The 18,146-nt window shown below is 48.9% G+C and carries 12 protein-coding genes; 6 read left to right on the top strand and 6 right to left on the bottom strand.

Annotation, left to right across the window (positions count from 1 at the left end; genetic code table 11):
• Positions 1–13: 13 nt before the first annotated feature.
• Complete coding sequence (locus tag AC5JR3_RS10025; RefSeq protein WP_495845464.1) at positions 14–598, bottom strand: Uma2 family endonuclease; 585 nt, start codon at positions 596–598, stop codon at positions 14–16.
• 60 nt (positions 599–658) lie between these two features.
• Positions 659–1,297, bottom strand: coding sequence for a peroxiredoxin (locus AC5JR3_RS10030; RefSeq protein ID WP_495845466.1), 639 nt, complete (start codon positions 1,295–1,297; stop codon positions 659–661).
• 222 nt (positions 1,298–1,519) lie between these two features.
• Between AC5JR3_RS10030 and psbU the strand changes: the two genes are divergently transcribed.
• Positions 1,520–1,948, top strand: coding sequence for a photosystem II complex extrinsic protein PsbU (psbU, locus tag AC5JR3_RS10035; protein ID WP_495845468.1), 429 nt, complete (start codon positions 1,520–1,522; stop codon positions 1,946–1,948).
• Positions 1,949–2,041: 93 nt separating this feature from the next.
• Positions 2,042–3,763, top strand: a complete 1,722-nt coding sequence (gene nadB, locus AC5JR3_RS10040) for an L-aspartate oxidase (RefSeq protein ID WP_495845470.1) — start codon at positions 2,042–2,044, stop codon at positions 3,761–3,763.
• Between the two features lie 574 nt (positions 3,764–4,337).
• Here nadB and AC5JR3_RS10045 read toward each other — a convergent pair.
• From AC5JR3_RS10045 to btpA, 3 genes are all read right to left on the bottom strand, one after another.
• Entirely contained in the window at positions 4,338–6,506 is a 2,169-nt protein-coding gene (locus tag AC5JR3_RS10045; protein WP_495845472.1) for a CHASE2 domain-containing protein, read from the bottom strand.
• A gap of 373 nt (positions 6,507–6,879) precedes the next feature.
• A complete protein-coding gene (locus AC5JR3_RS10050; protein WP_495845474.1) occupies positions 6,880–7,860 on the bottom strand; it encodes a vitamin K epoxide reductase family protein in 981 nt (326 codons plus the stop codon).
• A 115-nt stretch (positions 7,861–7,975) separates the two neighbouring features.
• Entirely contained in the window at positions 7,976–8,824 is an 849-nt protein-coding gene (gene btpA, locus AC5JR3_RS10055) for a photosystem I biogenesis protein BtpA (protein ID WP_495845476.1), read from the bottom strand.
• 283 nt (positions 8,825–9,107) lie between these two features.
• Here btpA and rimO point away from each other — a divergent pair, with 283 nt between their 5' ends.
• The 3 genes from rimO to thrC all read left to right on the top strand — a co-directional run bounded on the left by rimO (position 9,108) and on the right by thrC (position 13,265).
• Positions 9,108–10,472 carry a 30S ribosomal protein S12 methylthiotransferase RimO gene (gene rimO / locus AC5JR3_RS10060; protein WP_495845669.1) on the top strand — a complete coding sequence of 455 codons (1,365 nt, stop codon included), beginning with the start codon at positions 9,108–9,110 and terminating at the stop codon, positions 10,470–10,472.
• Between the two features lie 133 nt (positions 10,473–10,605).
• Entirely contained in the window at positions 10,606–11,997 is a 1,392-nt protein-coding gene (locus AC5JR3_RS10065) for a DEAD/DEAH box helicase (protein WP_495845478.1), read from the top strand.
• 155 nt (positions 11,998–12,152) lie between these two features.
• A complete protein-coding gene (thrC, locus tag AC5JR3_RS10070; protein WP_495845480.1) occupies positions 12,153–13,265 on the top strand; it encodes a threonine synthase in 1,113 nt (370 codons plus the stop codon).
• Between the two features lie 296 nt (positions 13,266–13,561).
• On the opposite strand, the gene priA is transcribed toward thrC, so the two are convergent.
• On the bottom strand, positions 13,562–16,141 hold the full coding sequence (priA, locus tag AC5JR3_RS10075; RefSeq protein ID WP_495845481.1) for a primosomal protein N': 2,580 nt from the start codon (positions 16,139–16,141) through the stop codon (positions 13,562–13,564).
• An 822-nt stretch (positions 16,142–16,963) separates the two neighbouring features.
• On the opposite strand from priA, the gene AC5JR3_RS10080 reads away from it, so the two are divergent.
• Positions 16,964–18,007: an RNA polymerase sigma factor, RpoD/SigA family gene (locus tag AC5JR3_RS10080; protein WP_495845671.1), complete on the top strand. Its 1,044-nt coding sequence runs from the start codon at positions 16,964–16,966 to the stop codon at positions 18,005–18,007.
• The last annotated feature ends 139 nt before the right edge of the window (positions 18,008–18,146 follow it).

Raw genomic sequence — 18,146 nt, forward strand, 5'->3', positions numbered from 1 at the left:
GCGATCGCTATTCCTACCAAACTTTACTCATGTTAAGGACAAACCTAGGCAACACCAAATCGCCACTAACAGTATCGGGATTCTCCAAACATTCCACGGGTACACCCGGACGATAAATGTAGACTCTCCGGTGCTTGCGGTCAATCAACCAACCTAGTTGCACGCCTTCCTCTTGCATGTACTCCGACATTTTTTCCTGCAAGGGATTGAGGCGATCGCTCTTCGACCTGAGTTCCACGACAAAATCTGGGCAGATAGGGGCAAACTTTCCCTGCTGTTCGGGCGAAAGGGCATTCCAGCGCTCTCGTTTCATCCACGAGACATCAGGCGATCGCTCTGCACCTGTTGAGAGCTTAAATCCTGTGCTGGAGTCAAAACAAATACCGATTCCGTCTTGCTCTGCCCAATTTCCTAACTGTAAAGCGATATTAAAGTTGCGATTGCCTGTTGTTCCGCCTGTAGGAGGCATAATTACTATCTCACCAAATTTATTCCGCTCAATGCGTAGGTCGCGATTAACCTGACAGAACTCAAAGAACTGTTCGTCTGTGATTTGCATTGATGGCGGAATCTGCACAACCAGGGGAGATGAAAGCATGATTAGATTTCCTCCGTTAAAAAGTAAGGTGGGCAATGCCCACCCAACTTATTTAAGTTTCTACTTGTCGGGCTGAGGAGTCATCCGTAGGTAGGGCTTAATTTCCTCGTAACCTTTGGGGAATCTTTCTTTCAATTCTTCAGGGTCTTTGATGGATGGGACAATCACCACATCGTGGCCATCTGTCCAGTTGGCAGGCGTTGCCACCTTGTAGTTATCAGTCAGTTGCAACGAGTCGATCACCCGGAGGATTTCATCAAAGTTGCGCCCGGTGCTGGCAGGGTACGTGAAGGTCAGACGCAGTTTCTTTTCGGGGTCAATGATGAAGACTGAACGCACCGTCAACGTGTTGTTGGCGTTGGGGTGGATCATGTCGTAGAGGTCAGAGATTTTGCGGTCTGGGTCTGCCAAAATCGGGTAGTTCATGCTGGTGCTTTGGGTTTCTTCGATGTCCCCTACCCAGCCTTTATGAGAATCAACATCGTCAACGCTGAGGGCAAGCGTTTTGACATTGCGCTTGTCGAATTCGGGCTTAAGTTTCGCGACTTGACCTAATTCGGTGGTGCAAACGGGGGTGTAATCTGCGGGGTGGGAAAATAGCACAACCCAGCTATCGCCTGCCCAGTCGTGGAAGCTGATTTCGCCGTGGGTTGAATTTTGCTTGAAGTCAGGTACTGTATCACCTAGTCGAAGAGCCATAACTAATTTCGCTGTAAACCAATAGCGGGACAATTCTTAATAATGCCACAAAACCCCGGTTTCCCGGTCGGGTTTTAGATCTTTTTAGGATTCTCAGGAATTAACCTGACTTCGATGATTTGTTGCGAGGTTAAAATGAGAAAATAGAAAACAAAAGTTAAATTATTAGAGAGCTAGAGACGCTAGATTCTCTGAATGCTGTGTAGGAAGGAGTTGACTTAAATGAGAAGTTTGGTTCGGTTATTCGCCGTTTTAGTATTGGTAGTCGGTTGCTTAGGATTTGCCGGACAACAGCAAGCGATCGCTTCTAGCTTGAGCAATGCTGTTGGGCAATCATCCTCGATCTTGGCGACTGAAGCCCAGTTGCGTAATCGTGCTGACGATAAGCTCGATACTGAGTTTGGTCAGAAAATTGATATCAACAATACCAACGTCCGTGCTTTCCGGAAGTATGCTGGGATGTACCCGACCCTGGCACGCAAAGTTGTTGATAATGCTCCCTACCAGAAGGTCGAAGATATCTTTGACATTCCTGGATTGAGCGAGCGACAAAAACAGACCTTGCAATCCAACTTGGATAAATTTGCTGTGACGGAGGTATCTACCGTCTACACCGAAGGTGGCGATCGTATCAACAACGGCATTTACTAAAAACCACAGGAGTTAAATTCTCAGTAGGGGCGCAGGCACAACCTGTGCCCCTATTAAATTATTTATCACGGAGCATTCAGGACTTAATCGCAGTTGTCTTCCTCAGAATCTAATTCTTTCCCCCAACAAAACCTCCCTACCTACTTTGATGTTTTGGTCGTTGGTGCTGGTGCGGCAGGTTTGTATACTGCCCTCTGCCTGCCAGAGAACCTCAACGTTGGTTTAATTACCAAAGACACCCTATCTGTAGGGGCGAGTGATTGGGCGCAGGGCGGTATTGCCGCTGTCGTCGATCCGGCTGACTCGACCGTACTACATGTCAAAGATACGATGGAAGCCGGGGCAGAACTTTGCCAATGGGAGGCGGTGCAGTTTCTTGTTGAGCAAGCACCCGCCTGTATTCAATCATTAGTTGAGTTAGGGGTAGCGTTCGATCGCCGAGGAAGTGACTTAGCCTTGACATTGGAGGCAGCCCACTCTCGCCCCCGTGTACTACACGCGGCAGATACGACAGGGCGAAAAGTTGTCAGCACTCTCACCGCTCAGGTGTTGCGGCGTCCCCATATCCGAGTGATTCAGCAGGCATTTGTGCTGTCTTTGTGGCTACATCCACAAACCCATCATTGCCAGGGTGTGAGCTTGATTCACAACGGTCGGGTGAGCTGGATACGAGCGGGGGCGGTGATTTTGGCAACAGGCGGCGGCGGTCAGGTGTTTGCCCAGACGACCAACCCTGAGGTGAGTACAGGAGATGGTTGCGCGATCGCGTGGCGTTCCGGTGCTGTTTTGCGCGACCTAGAATTTTTCCAATTTCACCCCACTGCTCTGACTAAACCGGGTGCGCCGCGATTTCTAATTAGCGAAGCCGTGCGTGGCGAAGGCGCACACCTGGTAGATACCCAAGGCTGTCGCTTTGCCTTCCACTATCATCCGGCTGGGGAACTGGCACCGCGAGATGTAGTTAGTCGGGCGATTTTTAGCCACTTACAGCAAACAGAAGCAAATCCCGCAGAGGCTCACGTTTGCCTAGACTTACGCCCCATTCCTCCGGACAAAATTCGCCATCGCTTCCCAAATATCATTCAAGTGTGTCAGCACTGGAGAGTGGATGTGTTCTCAGAACCGATTCCCGTTGCTCCTGCGGCTCACTATTGGATGGGTGGTATTGCCACAGACTTAATGAATCGCACTTCGATTCCTGGTTTGTATGCCATCGGAGAAACGGCAAGCACGGGGGTTCACGGTGCAAATCGGTTAGCCAGTAACTCCTTATTGGAGTGCGTTGTATTTGCCACTCAGTTTGCCCAGATAGAACTTGAGCCTAAGGGGATGCTGCAGGAGTCCTCGCCCTCAACGCCGGAAGCGGTTTCCTTGACAGTGGAGGATTGGACGGTGCAATGCCAGACGATCGCTGCAATGCGGCAAGCCTTACAACGCTTAGTATGGCAAAGTGCAGGCATTTGTCGGCAACAGGATGTGATGGAAAACGCGATCGCCTCCATTGAAACCTGGCGTCAAGAATTTGTAGCCCTCCCCATCAGCCAGTCGTTACTGCATCTTTCTCCTCTCAAAACGGTGCAGTTTGATTTCCTCGACGCCAATCAAGGATTGCGGGCGTGGGGAGAGACCTATAACCTTCTAGATGTTGCTCGCTTAATTCTTAAAAGTGCAGCATTTCGTACAGAAAGCCGAGGGGGACATTACCGTAGCGATTATCCTCAAACTGATTCCCGGCACTGGCAAGTTCATACATTGCTACAAAATGAGCGGTTGTGGCGATCTGAGAGGATTACCGCTCCTCAAGTTTTGAATTGATTCACATTGACAGTCTAAAACGTGTTCCGGAACCCCGGCTAGTTCTTGGGCCCCCATTTTTTGGCGGCTTGTAAGTTTCATCAGCCTGGAGGCTGGTCTCAATCACTGGGAGAGCCTCAACGCGATCGATCACCATCAAGCGCTGTGCTGAGATGTCATTGGTTAGACTCAGCTTTTGTGTAGCATTACTTACTTCAGGGGTCAAAAGCTGCAGTCCAACCAGTAAAAGTACTGTACTCGTGAGACGGAAGCAAGTAAACATAACAGCCCTAGCGGTAGATGAATAGTTCAAAGAAGTGTCTTCAGTATATTCACTGGTTTTTGAGAAATTGAGTTCCTTCACCAAAGATTTACAGTGCATATAAATTAAATAAAGTTTTGCCATAGAAGTAAAAAGTATGAAGCGCTAAACCCTAGCCAGGTAAGCCTTGGAGGAATCAATAGGTATTAATTATGTGTTACATAGAATCTTAATATATTTAATTTCCTGTAAACTCATCCCTCAGTACAGTGTTTGTGGCTTCCGTACATTCCTCAATACCAGAAACCTTTTTTCCGGATAAAATTCTAAATTTTAAAAAATTAATTCTTGAGCAAAAGTATATTGATTTCTTCCTAGGTTTTTAGCGTGATACATTGCTGTGTCAGCCTTCTTAATTAATGTTTCTACGTCTTTACCATTTCGGGGATAGACGCTAATACCAATACTCACCGTAACAAAAGTAGTGTGTCCCTGAAGCAAGAAGCCTTTAGACAAGGCTGTGAGAACTTTTTGGGCAACTCTAGCGGCATCTTCCACTCTGGCAAGATTGGGAAGGATGACAGTAAATTCATCTCCACCTAGGCGAGAAACGATGTCGTTGCTACGCAAACAGCCTGTTAATCGCTGGGCAACACCTTTGAGGATGAGGTCGCCATAATCGTGACCTAGGGAGTCATTGACTTGCTTAAAGCCGTCTAAATCTAAAAATAAGAGGGCGAAAATTTGTTCGTTACTACTTGCTAATTCTAGAGACTGACGGAGGGAATCCTGAAAGTTTTGACGATTTGATAAACCTGTCAGTGGGTCGTGATGAGCTAAATAACGTAGGCGATTTTCTGACAGCTTAAGTTCGGCATTGGAACGAGTCAGTTCGGCAGCGGTACGCTTAAGTTCTTCCTCCATGCGTTTACGCTCAGTAATATCACGGATCACCCCTACTAAAAAAAGATTGCCCCTAACATCTTTATGCAGCGATCGCTTTGTAGAAATGAAGTGGGTGGTTTGAAAGGCGTCGGTAAATTCTTCTTCGTGTTCCTGATCAATCCCCGTCTGGAACACCAACTCATTTTGCGAGTAAAAGACTTCCGCTTCCTGGCGGGGGAAAATGTCGTAGTCAGACCTCATCAATAAGCTTTCGAGGGGGTAGCCGATGAACTGACAATAGGCTGGGTTGAGAATAATCCAGCGATGGTCTTTGTCCTTGACAAAAACTGGATCGGGAATAGTGTTAATTACGCTCTGCAAAAATTCTTTAGATCTTTTTAATTCCTCTTCCTGGTGGGCAATAGAACTGGTAACAACGATGGCGGAACTGCCGAGTGCCAAGAGTGGCGGTACTAGGGGTAGCCACCACCCCGCTAAGAAAGCAATGTAGACGCTGCCACCTAAAGTCACACTTGCCAGCAGAAGATAGGGGAAGGCGCGTCGAGGCGATCGCCAATGCCAAACAGCACTCGCCCCCAACACAGACCACCCTAAAATCCACAGCCACTCTCCTGGTTCCGACCAAGCATGAATAACCGGACGACCCTCTAAAGCGCTACTGAGGATTTGACTGACAAAATGAGCATGAAGTTTTACGCCCGCCACAGGTTGAGCGTCACCAAGCAGGCTGCTGCTGTAAGAGGTGTAGAAAAAGTCTTGCAAACTGGGTGCCGTCGAGCCGATCAAAACAATGCGATCGCGTATCCAATGCGCCGGGACTCGATCCGCTAAAACATCGGCGAGGGACACCGTGCGAAAGTTAGCGCCCGTACGAAAGTTGGCAACAATCTGGTAGCCCAAATTATCCACCTGCACATACGCTCCATCATTCGGCTGTAGCAGCGGAAAAATTGCTTGACCCAGCTGTAAATAGTCAGGATTTATTTTTGCAGGTTTAGGACTAATACCTTCTGCCTTTAGATATTTCAAAGCCAGTTGCAGGGCAAAACTCTTGTGTAGAGTCTCATCAATGTGCCAGTAGAGTACGCTGCGACGAACTATTCCATCCCGATCTACAACTACATTGTTAAAACTGACTTGGTTTGAATCTAAGCAGGGGGGAGGCAAAACTCCAGCGCTTTGCTCATCCGCCAGTTTCTCTATGCCAATCAATTTTGGCAGCGCTTTACAAACCTTGACAAAGCGATCGTGACCCGGATTGACAGGCAAGTCCCGATAAATATCTAACCCAATTACACGCGGTTGGTAAGCGGCTAGTTTTTCCAGCAAAGTAGCCATGACCGCATCAGGAATTGGCCATTGATTAATTTGCTGTAGGTCAGCCTCCCCAACCTCCACAATCACAAGGCGCTGATCAACAGATGCCGGGGGACGCAAGCGAAATAATTGGTCGAAAGCTGCTAGTTCTAATGGCTGTAGGAGTCCCAACAAGCGCAGAACAATAATACCGCCTGCCACACCAAAGGAGGTGAGCAACGCTGGACGCCCTTGCTCTAACAGCGGTCTCAGTCTTAACCGTAAATGTCTTTTCGGCATCTATAGTGACGGCACAACTACCCCAACCGTTATCCGTAATTTCGGCGAGTTTTATCTTTTCCCTTTGTATGTCAGAATTTCCAAGTTGGTAGTGGAAAATTGGCTCAAAGTAACTGACATTAAGCTTGATTAATTACTGAGTATAGAGTTCCCGGTTTGAGGAAGAGGTAGATGTTCTTGATTATAAGGATTTTAATCGGGTGCAATTAGCATTTAGCTCAAGCTGAGAGTCATCCTAACAACCCCATCCTTCCCCGTCACGAAGAGGGAAAGGGTGGAGCGACTTTTGTTCTAGCTGAGGAGACTTAGGTGAGGGAGAAGTCGATAATTGCGATCGCTCTCCTCAAGAAAGTCAACCCGGCTAGCCGTAGGCTTAAGAACGACCCGGCAGAACGTACTTAAAGTTGCGTGGGCCTTGATAGTTAGACAAATCAGCAAGTTGTTCTAACGACTGAGTACCCGTAACAACTTCGCCACTAATGTCCCAAGTTGGGAAAACTTTAACATTCGCTTGGGCACAAGCTTCAGTCTGAGGATTTGTACCATCAGGAGCGCACTCATTGTAGGGGAATATTTTGGCAGCTTCTTTACCAAATAGCTGCTTTTGCTCAAAACAGTGAGGGCACCAGTAAGCGCCATACATTTTCACTCCGCTTTCTTGAAGGTGACGCGCTAGGGCGAGTTCGGCTTCGCCTGATGTGGTGGTGACTTCCCAGCCGTTGGGGGGTTGAGGGGTAGTATTAACCAGGGGAATTGGTGTGCCAGAGCCACCGCCAGCCACAGACTCTCCGACGCTAGCGTAGACAGCCAGGGTGCCAACAAGCGTCACCATAGCGACAATAAGACCTGTAAAAAGGAGTTGCCCGATATCTTCCCAACTACGACCGATGAGGGCAAGCACTAGCAAGCTCAAGGAAAATAGGGCGGAGGCAATGCAGTACAGACAAGCGGCTTGAATTTTAAACGCCAGCAGGTACATCAAATAGCCGCTAAATATAGTCATAGCGGTGGCACCTGCAAACAACAAAAGCCATGTCCACTTCTCTAAGTTGGCACGCAGGTCTTTGTTTTGCTCTGATTTAATCAGCAAAGGAGCGAGGGCAAAAGCCGCCATACTGGCATAGCCTAGGAACCCAAATAGCGACAGGGGCAAACCAAAAATGTTGGCGTAGGGGCTAGCAAGAACATCATTACAACTGGCAGCACCTGCGGCTCCGGCACTACAAGCGGCGCTACTTCCTGAGAACTTGACTACAGTCAGATAAGCGGTCAGCAGGGCACCAATAGTAGCGATCGCTCCCATTATTGGACGCGACCAGCGATGAATCCAGGGAACAGAACGTCGGCGGCTCATAATTTTAAGGTCTATAAACTAGGGGCTAAGAAAAGTTTTTAGTCTTTAGAAGGACAAAGTTTTTGTACCAACTAATAACTAAATAAATAACTGACTAGAGGCTAGTGATTGACTTCTACGAATGTAGCTTGACCGAAGAAATCGCTTGAGGTTCCGTTTTTGGAGAAACGCTGCGTCGGGCAGCCTCGACAAATTGAGAGACGCGAATCGGGTCAATGGGTTGCTCGATTTTGCCTCGGCGCTTGAGGGAACTGGAAACAATTACGCCGTCTGCTGCCTGCATCAGGGTGGAAATATTTTCCCAACTGGCACCACTACCGATAAAAACGGGGGTGTCGTTGGCAGCAGCCGAGGCTAATTCCAAATCTTCTAAGGTGGGAGGGCTACCCGTTGCCCATCCGGAGAGAATTACTCCATCAGCTAGACCGCGTTCAATGGTTTCTTGAACAGCGGTCGTGAGATTGGGAGAACCCAGAGGACGGGCATGTTTGACCAGGACATCTGCCAAAATTTTGACGTCGCTGCCGAGTTCTCGTCGGTAGCGTAGTAACTGGTGGGCTTGTCCTTCAATTAATCCCTGATCGGTTGCCATAACGCCTGTAAGGACGTTGACACGGATGAACTGGGCATGGACACAGGTGGCGATCGCCAACGCACTGTGGGCATCGTTGCGTAATACATTGATCCCCACAGGCAACGTCACCAGGTTCATTAATCGCTGGATAATCAGCGTCATCGCACTAACAACAGCGGGATCAACTGAATCTTTGGTAAAGGGAGCGTCAAAGAAATTTTCAACGATAATACCATCAACTCCCCCGGCGGCTAGGGCAGTTGCTTCCTGCTCCGCCCGCTCAATGACCGCTTTGAGGCTACCGCCCCAGCGGGGAGACGTGGGTAGGGGAAGGAGATGAACAACCCCAATAATTGGATTCGGTGTCTTGAAAATTTGAGTTAGGTTCACGGGAGCTATAGATGAAAACACCGGCTATATTCTGCTAAGGCTACAAGCAATCGTCTACTGTACTGGGTCGAAAAAAACGAACAGAGCAGAATAAAAGGCGATCGCTTCGGTTTCCTCAATAGAATTTTATCTACAATAAGGAACGGGGTTTATCAAAGGAATCACCCAACATCACGCAATTGCTTGAAGTCTGGGTGAAACTAAAAGCTCCTATGTTGTAAAATGCTTCTCACTGATGAGCGATCCCCCACTGGAGGGAGCCATAGACAGATATACTAACCGCATGGGCAACAAGCCAACCATTGCAATTTCTCATCTAGGGTGCGAGAAAAATCGCATCGATACAGAACATATGCTCGGTCTGCTAGTGCAAGCCGGCTATCAGGTCGATACGAATGAACAATTAGCCGATTACGTTATTGTAAACACTTGTAGTTTCATTGAAGCTGCCAGAACGGAGTCTGTCCGCGCCCTAGTAGAACTAGCAGAAGCGGATAAAAAAATTGTGATCGCTGGCTGTATGGCGCAGCACTTTCAAGAGCAACTGCTCGAAGAATTACCAGAAGCTGTAGCCGTTGTGGGTACAGGGGACTATAATAAAATAGTCGATGTGATTCGACGGGTAGAAGTCGGAGAGCGAGTCAAGCAGATCTCAGCCGAACCGACCTTCATCGCTGACGAAACTCTACCACGCTATCGAACAACCTCTGAGGGAGTAGCTTACCTACGGGTAGCTGAGGGGTGTGATTATCGCTGTGCATTTTGCATTATCCCCCATCTGCGGGGCGATCAGCGGTCGCGTTCGATTGAATCAATCGTTGCTGAAGCCCAACAACTTGCCTCAGAAGGTGTCCAAGAAATTATTCTCATTTCCCAAATTACTACTAACTACGGTCTAGACCTCTACGGTAAACCGATGCTAGCAGAACTACTGCGAGCACTAGGGAACGTTGATGTTCCCTGGATTCGGATGCACTATGCCTACCCGACAGGTTTAACACCTCCTGTAATCGAAGCGATTCGAGAAACCTCTAACGTACTGCCTTATCTGGATCTCCCCCTACAGCATTCCCATCCAGAAATTTTGCGAGCCATGAACCGACCCTGGCAAGGGCGGGTCAATGACACGCTGATTGAGCGCCTTAAAACAGCGCTACCTGAGGCAGTATTGCGGACTACCTTCATCGTCGGGTTCCCTGGAGAGACAGATGAACATTTTGAGCATCTGTTGGAGTTTGTACAGCGCCACGAATTTGACCATGCTGGCGTCTTTACCTTTTCCCCAGAAGAAGGAACCCCCGCTTACACCTTGCCTAACCAACTCCCACAATCGGTGATGGATGCTCGGCGGGACGCCTTAATGGCAACCCAACAGCCGATTTCCTTAAAGAAAAATCAAGCCTATGTGGGCAAAGTCGTTGATGTCCTGATTGAACAAGAAAACCCGTCTACGGGCGAACTTATTGGTCGCTCGGCAAAATTTGCCCCGGAAGTTGATGGCTTGGTTTACATCCAAGGCAATGCCCAACTGGGGAAAATCGTGCCCGTTGAGATTACCGATGCCGACATCTACGACCTGTTTGGTGAAGTCGCACCCGTGTCCGATGCTCAATCAGACCAGCGACTCGTCGTCAACAGCGCGACTTGAGGCAAATTAGGCAAGTCAGCCCTATTTAGAGCTGAAGGAGTGAAGAACCCAAACTAACTACTTCACGACATTTTCTTGCCTCAAATTGCGCGACATACCTTTTAACTGAAAACCAACAAACAACAAACAAATTATGACCCTTTCCTTCAAAAGCCTGGGCCTGTCTGAAGCTCGTGTCCAACACTTGGAAAATCTAGGCTTCACAACGCCCACCCCCATCCAAGAGCAAGCAATTCCCGAATTGCTGGCTGGACGGGATGTGGTCGGTCAATCTCAAACAGGCACTGGTAAAACGGCAGCTTTTTCACTGCCAATCCTAGACCTGATTGATCTGGAGAACCGCAGCGTTCAAGCTTTAATCTTGACACCGACGCGGGAGCTAGCTTCGCAAGTAGCCGATGCGATCCGTGACTTTTCCAGCAACCGCCGTCTCAATATCCTCACGGTCTACGGTGGTCAATCAATGGATCGCCAAATCCGTTCCCTGCAACGGGGTGTCCACCTTGTCGTTGGGACGCCAGGGCGAGTCATTGACTTGCTAAACCGAGGAGACCTCAAGCTGGATAAAGTCCGCTGGGCAGTCTTAGATGAAGCCGATGAAATGCTAAGCATGGGCTTTATCGACGATGTCAAGAAGATTCTCCAGAAATCGCCACGCGATCGCCAAACGGCTTGTTTTTCCGCGACGATGCCCCGACAAATTCGGGATTTAGTCAACCAGTTCTTGAACTCGCCCACTACCGTTACGGTTGAGCAACCAAAAGCTACCCCGTCACGCATCGAGCAACATGCTTACCTAGTGCCGCGTGGTTGGACAAAAGCCCAAGCCTTACAGCCGATTCTAGAGTTGGAAGACCCAGAAACCGCATTAATCTTTGTGCGGACGCGACGAGCCGCCGCCGAGCTGACCAACCATTTGCAATCGGCTGGTCACAGCGTTGATGAGTACCATGGCGATTTGAGCCAAAGCCAGCGAGAGCGCCTATTGTCTCGGTTCCGCCAAAATCAAGTCCGCTGGGTAGTTGCCACGGATATTGCCGCTCGCGGTTTGGATGTAGACAACCTCACCCACGTGATTAACTACGACTTACCAGATAATGTCGAAAGTTATATTCACCGCATTGGTCGTACAGGTCGGGCAGGGAAGACAGGAACAGCGATTTCCCTGATCAGCCCCTTAGATAAGTACAAAATGCGGCAAATCGAGCGTAAAGTGCGCCAAACGGTAGAAATTTTGCGGATTCCTACCCGGTCGCAAATTGAGGCGAAACGACTCGAAAAACTGCAAGACCAACTACGGGAAGCTCTTGCTGGCGAACGGATGGCATCCTTCCTACCGATTGTCAGAGACTTGAGCGAAGAGTACGATCCCCATGCGATCGCCGCCGCCGCGTTGCAAATGGTCTATGACCAAACTCAACCGAGCTGGCTGGCATCAGAAGAGCCATCAGTAAATGACCGTCCCTCAGCTCCCAAGCGACGAGTTGAGCGCAGTCAGAAAACTTCTGTACAAAATCGGTCGTAAACTAGGGACAAGGGGCTAGGGGCTAGGGGCTAGGGAAAGCCAATCGTAAAAAGAATGATGGTTTTATTGTATGAGTGCCTTATAAGCCCCCGATCCCCAATCCCTATCCCGGTCTGCCAATCCTTAACTCGTCAATTTCCCATCCCGAAACGCTTGTGGCTCTAAGTCTATCTACTACTAACTCTCCTGACCTCAACAATGCTGCCCGACGTCCCCGGTGGCAAGGTCTAATTGAGGCTTACCGTCCCTATTTGCCCGTTACCGCTACAACCCCTGTTGTGACGTTGCTTGAGGGAAATACGCCCTTGATCCCCGTTCCGGCGATCGCCAAACTGATTGGCAAAGGAGTGCAGGTTTATGTGAAATACGATGGTCTAAACCCTACAGGTAGCTTCAAAGACCGGGGAATGACTATGGCGATTTCTAAGGCAAAAGAAGCTGGGGCAAAAGCGGTAATTTGTGCCAGCACGGGGAACACCTCCGCCGCTGCGGCGGCTTATGCGCGTCGCGGTGGGATGCGGGCATTTGTGGTGATTCCCGAAGGCTACGTAGCGCTGGGAAAATTGGCGCAGGCATTGATGTATGGCGCAGAAGTGCTGTCAATTAAGGGAAATTTTGATCGGGCATTGGATATTGTTCGGGAAATGGCCCAAACCTATCCGGTGACGCTGGTTAATTCTATTAATCCTTACCGCCTAGAAGGTCAAAAGACGGCAGCATTTGAAGTTGTTGATGACTTGGGGAATGCTCCCGATTGGCTATGTATTCCCGTAGGAAATGCAGGAAACATCACTGCCTACTGGATGGGATTTTGTCAGTACCACCAGGAAAATAAATGCGATCGCTTGCCTCGGATGATGGGATTTCAAGCCAGTGGTGCTTCTCCCCTGATTACAGGACAACCTGTAATGCATCCCGAAACCGTGGCAACAGCGATTCGGATTGGGAACCCGGCGAATTGGGAACGCGCGATCGCCGTGCAACAAGCCAGCCAAGGAAAATTTAGGGACGTTACCGACGCTGAGATTCTCGAAGCTTATAGACTATTAGCCTCTCAAGAAGGCGTTTTCTGCGAACCCGCTAGTGCCGCTTCCGTTGCGGGTTTACTGAAAGTGAAAGACGAAGTGCCAGCCGAAGCAACGGTAGTTTGTGTCTTGACTGGGAATGGTTTGAAAGACCCAGATAACGCCATTGAGCACAGTAATAATCCTTTAAAACCAGGAATCGAGCCAACGATCGAGGCAGTTGCTGAAGTCATGGGATTTTAGAATAATTGATCTACGCTCATCGCTTGTATCGTTTGGATAGAGCGGGAACCTCGGAGCAAAAATAAAAAATCCCTTATTTAGCCGGGTAGAGGCACAGCTTTGTCATACCCCCAAAGAAAGATTAAATCCCCCCTTCCGCTCTTTTAAAACCTTGGAAATATTAAATGTCGTGCCTACTTCACTGTGTAAGTAGCACATACCAATAATTAAAGGTTTGTAGTCAGGTTTTTAACCCTGACTAAGAATCAATTTTTAAATATTTGCATGGCAACACAATCTCGCCTATTACTAAGCAGTTACATCAGATTCAGTGGGTCAACATCGACAGAGAAGCTCACTGTCTTGGGACAGGTTTCCCGCAACTCGCTCAACACTGACACCTCTATTGGGACTTCCGGAGGGAACTTGAGCAATATTTGCCAGCGATAGCGACGGGCAACGCGCATGATGCTGGCAGGAGCAGGGCCAAGAATTTCCCCGGCAAAATTAGCTTTTTCGAGTACCTCTACTAGGTGTTCCGCCGTTTGCATCACCTCGACTTCATCCAATCCACTTAAACGTAAAAGAATTAAACGTCCGTAGGGCGGATAGTTTAGGGCGGCGCGTTGTTCTAGTTCGGCTTCGATAAAAGACTGATACTGATGTTGGCGTACTGCTTGAATTACAGGATGCTCTGGAGAGTAGGTTTGAATAATCACTTTGCCGGGATCATTGCCGCGTCCAGCACGTCCTGCAACTTGCGTCAGGGTTTGGAATGCCCGTTCGGTAGCGCGATAGTCTGCCAGATTCAGCAAGCCATCAGCGGAGACAACGCCCACCAATGTTACCTGTGCTAAATCCAGCCCCTTAGTAAGCATTTGCGTCCCCACTAATAAGTCAGCTTCCCCATTGGCAAAACGTGTTAACAGCGTGCGGTGAGATCCTTTGGTGCGGGTGGTGTCGCTATCAAAGCGGATGATGCGTAGGTCGGGAAACTCCTTGGCTAATTCCTGGGCGACTCGCTGGGTGCCACTGCCGAAGTTTTTGAGGTAAGGAGAACTGCATTCGGGGCAGTTGCGGGGGTGCAGTTTGGTGTAGTTGCAGTAATGACACCGCAATAACTCCGTTGCGCCTTCGTGAGTGTAGTGATAGGACAGGGAGACATCGCAGTGAGGGCACTCCATTACATATCCACAGCTACGGCAAGAAACAAAGGTACTGTGTCCTCGGCGGTGGATAAATAAAATACCCTGTTGACCCCGTTCTTGGAGCTGTTGCAAGGCGTCTTGCAGTGAACGGCTAAAGATGGAGCGATTGCCCTGTTGCAATTCTGACCGCATGTCCACAACTGTTATCGGTGGCATCGGTCGAGCTTGGACACGTTCGGGTAGGGTTAGGTAGTGAGTGCTGAGTCCTGAGTCCTGAGTCCTGAGTCCTGAGTTCGGAGGAGTGTCAATAGTTTGTTGCTCCCCTGCTCCCCCGCTCCCCCGCTCCCCTGCTCCCCCGCTCCCCCGCTCCCCAATATTCACCCACGTCTCTAAAGAGGGGGTGGCGGAACCTAAAATCAGGGGGCAGTTTTCTAGTTCTGCACGCCACTGGGCGACAGTGCGGGCGTGATAAGTGGGGGCGGGTTGGTCTTGTTTGAAGCTAGAGTCGTGTTCTTCATCTAAGACAATTAAACCGAGCTGGGGTAACGGGGAAAAGATAGCGGAGCGGGTGCCAATGACTACCTGGGGTTCTCCGATGAGCATTTGCCGCCAAGTGTCGTAGCGTTCGCCATCGGAGAGGGCGCTGTGATAGACGCAAACTTTGTTGCCAAAACGGGCGCGAAAGCGGTCTGTGAGTTGGGGGGTGAGTCCGATTTCTGGGACTAAGACGAGGGCAGATTTTCCTTGTTCAAGGATGGGCGCGATCGCCTGCAAATATACTTCGGTTTTTCCCGAGCCTGTTACCCCATGCAACAGCACGCGGCTAAATTCTTGTAAGTTGCTAATAGTTGCTAAAGCCGCACTTTGATCAGGCGTGAGGGCTTTCGGGCGATCGGCAGCAAGATCGGGTTCAGCTGAAGTTCGCAATACTTCTCTAGACTGAATTACTATATATCCTTTCGTTTCTAATGCCTTTACAGTTGTAGAACTGGTGTTACAAATTTGCAGCAATTCTGTCAGCCACAAATCCCCACCACGACGCCGTAAAATGTCCAATATTTCTCGCTGTCGTGGCGTTAAATCTAAGGGAAAACTATCACTAACTAAGGTGACGGCTTTTTGTAATTTGGGTTGGGTAGGTTTCGGTGGTTCTACGTAGCTTTCTACCCAGCCACGCTTCAATAATTCCCGCAGTCCGCGACTGGCTCCACGAACTTGTCGCTGGATGTAGGGCAAGCTATAGTTGCCGTTGGGTTGCGATCGCAAAAGTTCCAACACCTGACGCGCTACAGGACTAATAAAGGTATCAGCACTTGAGGCGATCGCTTCCTCTCTCAGGCGCACCCGACGTTGCGATCGGGCCAGCAATCCCGGTGGTAACGCCACACGAATCACCGAGATCAGCGGCGTGCAGTAGTAGGCGGCGACGCGCTCCAAGAGTTGCCAATAAAATGCTGGAAAGAACCCCGCACTAATGACATCCTCAACTTCTTTAATTTTTGAGGGGTCGAGACCGGGAGGGGGGGAGTCCACAAGCCCAATCGCGATCGCCCCTAGCTGTTGCGCCCCAAAGGGGACACTCAAGATATCGCCAGGACGCACCTGTAAATCGGCAGGTAAGCGGTAGGTAAATAATTCCTGCGTTCCCGGACAATCCACCAGCACTTCAATCCAGCGCTCTATAGTAGAACCCGACTGATAAGACTCCCCAGGTTCTGCCAGGACTAGACCCACCTGCTGATTAGACATACCGCAAACTTACCACTCCACGGAATCCGAGCTGATAGGCGCGATCGCGCCTTGAAACAATCTGATTGTAGCGGGCGATCGTTCTGGAAACTCAACACCTACCCTCAAGCCTGCTGTCATCAGTATTTTCTCTCGACTAGCAGATTTCAGCGAACACAAGACTCTCTCAGAGATAGTACTAGTTTTCTGACTAGCGATAGAGAGGCAATCTAGTTAAGATATGAGAGCATAAAGATATAGCAAAGTTAAATAAAAGGAACGGTAAAGTCAGTTAGTAGGACATACTCAACAGTATCAAGGAAAGTCAGTTTAATGCCTAAGGTGTTTCTTGAAAATAACAGATTAATTTAAGAAACTCCTAAAACTATTTGATTCCTTCCAGTCCCGCTGTCGTTTGTTAATTCCTCCTAACCTCACTAAAACTACTAATTAGCTGAGGACTTCGCAATTCTGTAATCAGGCAAACAACTATTTACAAATATTCTGTTAGCCTGAGAAAAAATGTTTTTTCTAGATCCGTAGGAAAAAACGATTTTCTCTTTTTTGAGCAAAAGCCTTCATCGTCACTAGTTCATAGGTGATGATCGCTCCCCAAAAGCCAAAAAACCTTTATTTTTTGAGAAAAACATAACTCAGTCAAATCCCTCCAGGCTCTCCTGGATAGGCTGAACACTGAAGCAAAGTTCTACCAACTCACTCTTGTAGTCGCTCCTGATCATATTTCTATTTCTCACTATGAATGTTACTCAACTGAACGAAAGCAACACCCTGGACTCTGATCTCAAGCCAGATTTTCCTGATAACGCTGAGACTGATACCGATATGGAAGAACCCGATTTGGCGCTGGTTGAAGTTGAATTCTCAGGCTCTGGAGAAGGATTGGAAGGAAGCCGGACATCGGGATACCAGAAAACGGGTTCAGACGACACAGTTGGGGCTTTCTTTAAGGAAATGGCGCGTTATCCGCTGCTCAAGCCAGAAGAAGAAGTAGATCTGGCGAATAACGTGCAATTCCTCGTAAAGATGGAAGAGATTCGTGAGCACTTAAGAGAAGAATTGAAGCATGAGCCAACCAAAGCTGAGTTGGCGGCGGCGATTGATTTGACGGAGCGCCAGTTAGAAAACCGCTTGTATCGCGGTCGTGTAGCGAAGCGAAAGATGATTCGCTCCAACCTGAGATTGGTTGTTTCTATTGCCAAGCGCTACCTAAATCGGGGAGTTCCCTTCCTAGATTTGATTCAAGAAGGCGCATTAGGCTTGAACCGCGCGGCTGAAAAGTTTGATCCCGAAAAAGGATATAAGTTCTCAACCTATGCCTATTGGTGGATTCGTCAGGCAATTACCCGCACCATTGCCAATGATGCTCGCACAATCCGCCTACCGATCCACATTGTTGAGAAGCTAAACAAGCTGAAAAAAGCCCAGCGCGACCTGAAGCAGACATTGCAGCGCAATCCGAGTGAAGAGGAACTAGCAGAGTTCTTAGAGGTTTCTCGCTCTAATTTACGCCAGTTGCTACAGTTACGCAGGCGATCGCTCTCCCTCAATCACCGCGTCGGTAAGGGTGAAGATACCGAATTAGTTGATCTACTCGAAGATAACGACCTGCGCTTACCGGAAGAGCAGATGAGCGAAACCATGATGCGCCAGGAAATCTGGGATGTTTTGAGCGATGTACTGACGGAACGGGAAAAAGATGTCATTTCCTTGCGCTATGGTCTCACTAGTAGCGAACCCTACACCTTGGAAGAAGTGGGTGGAATGTTTAATCTCTCTCGCGAACGCGTACGGCAAATTCAAAGTAAAGCGATGCGTAAGCTGCGCCGTCCCCAAGTTGCTCGCCGCTTGAAGGGTTGGTTGAACTAAAAAGTTTGGCAAGGGCTAATTTGTTGAAGAGAGGAGTACAGAATACTTCTCTCTTTTTTAGTAATGGTGGGTTGGGCTTTGTACTTTTCCTCCTTTCTCCCCATTTTGCCATCCGCTAGAATATCTCAGGACTGACTCA

The organism is Kastovskya adunca (assembly GCF_059505785.1).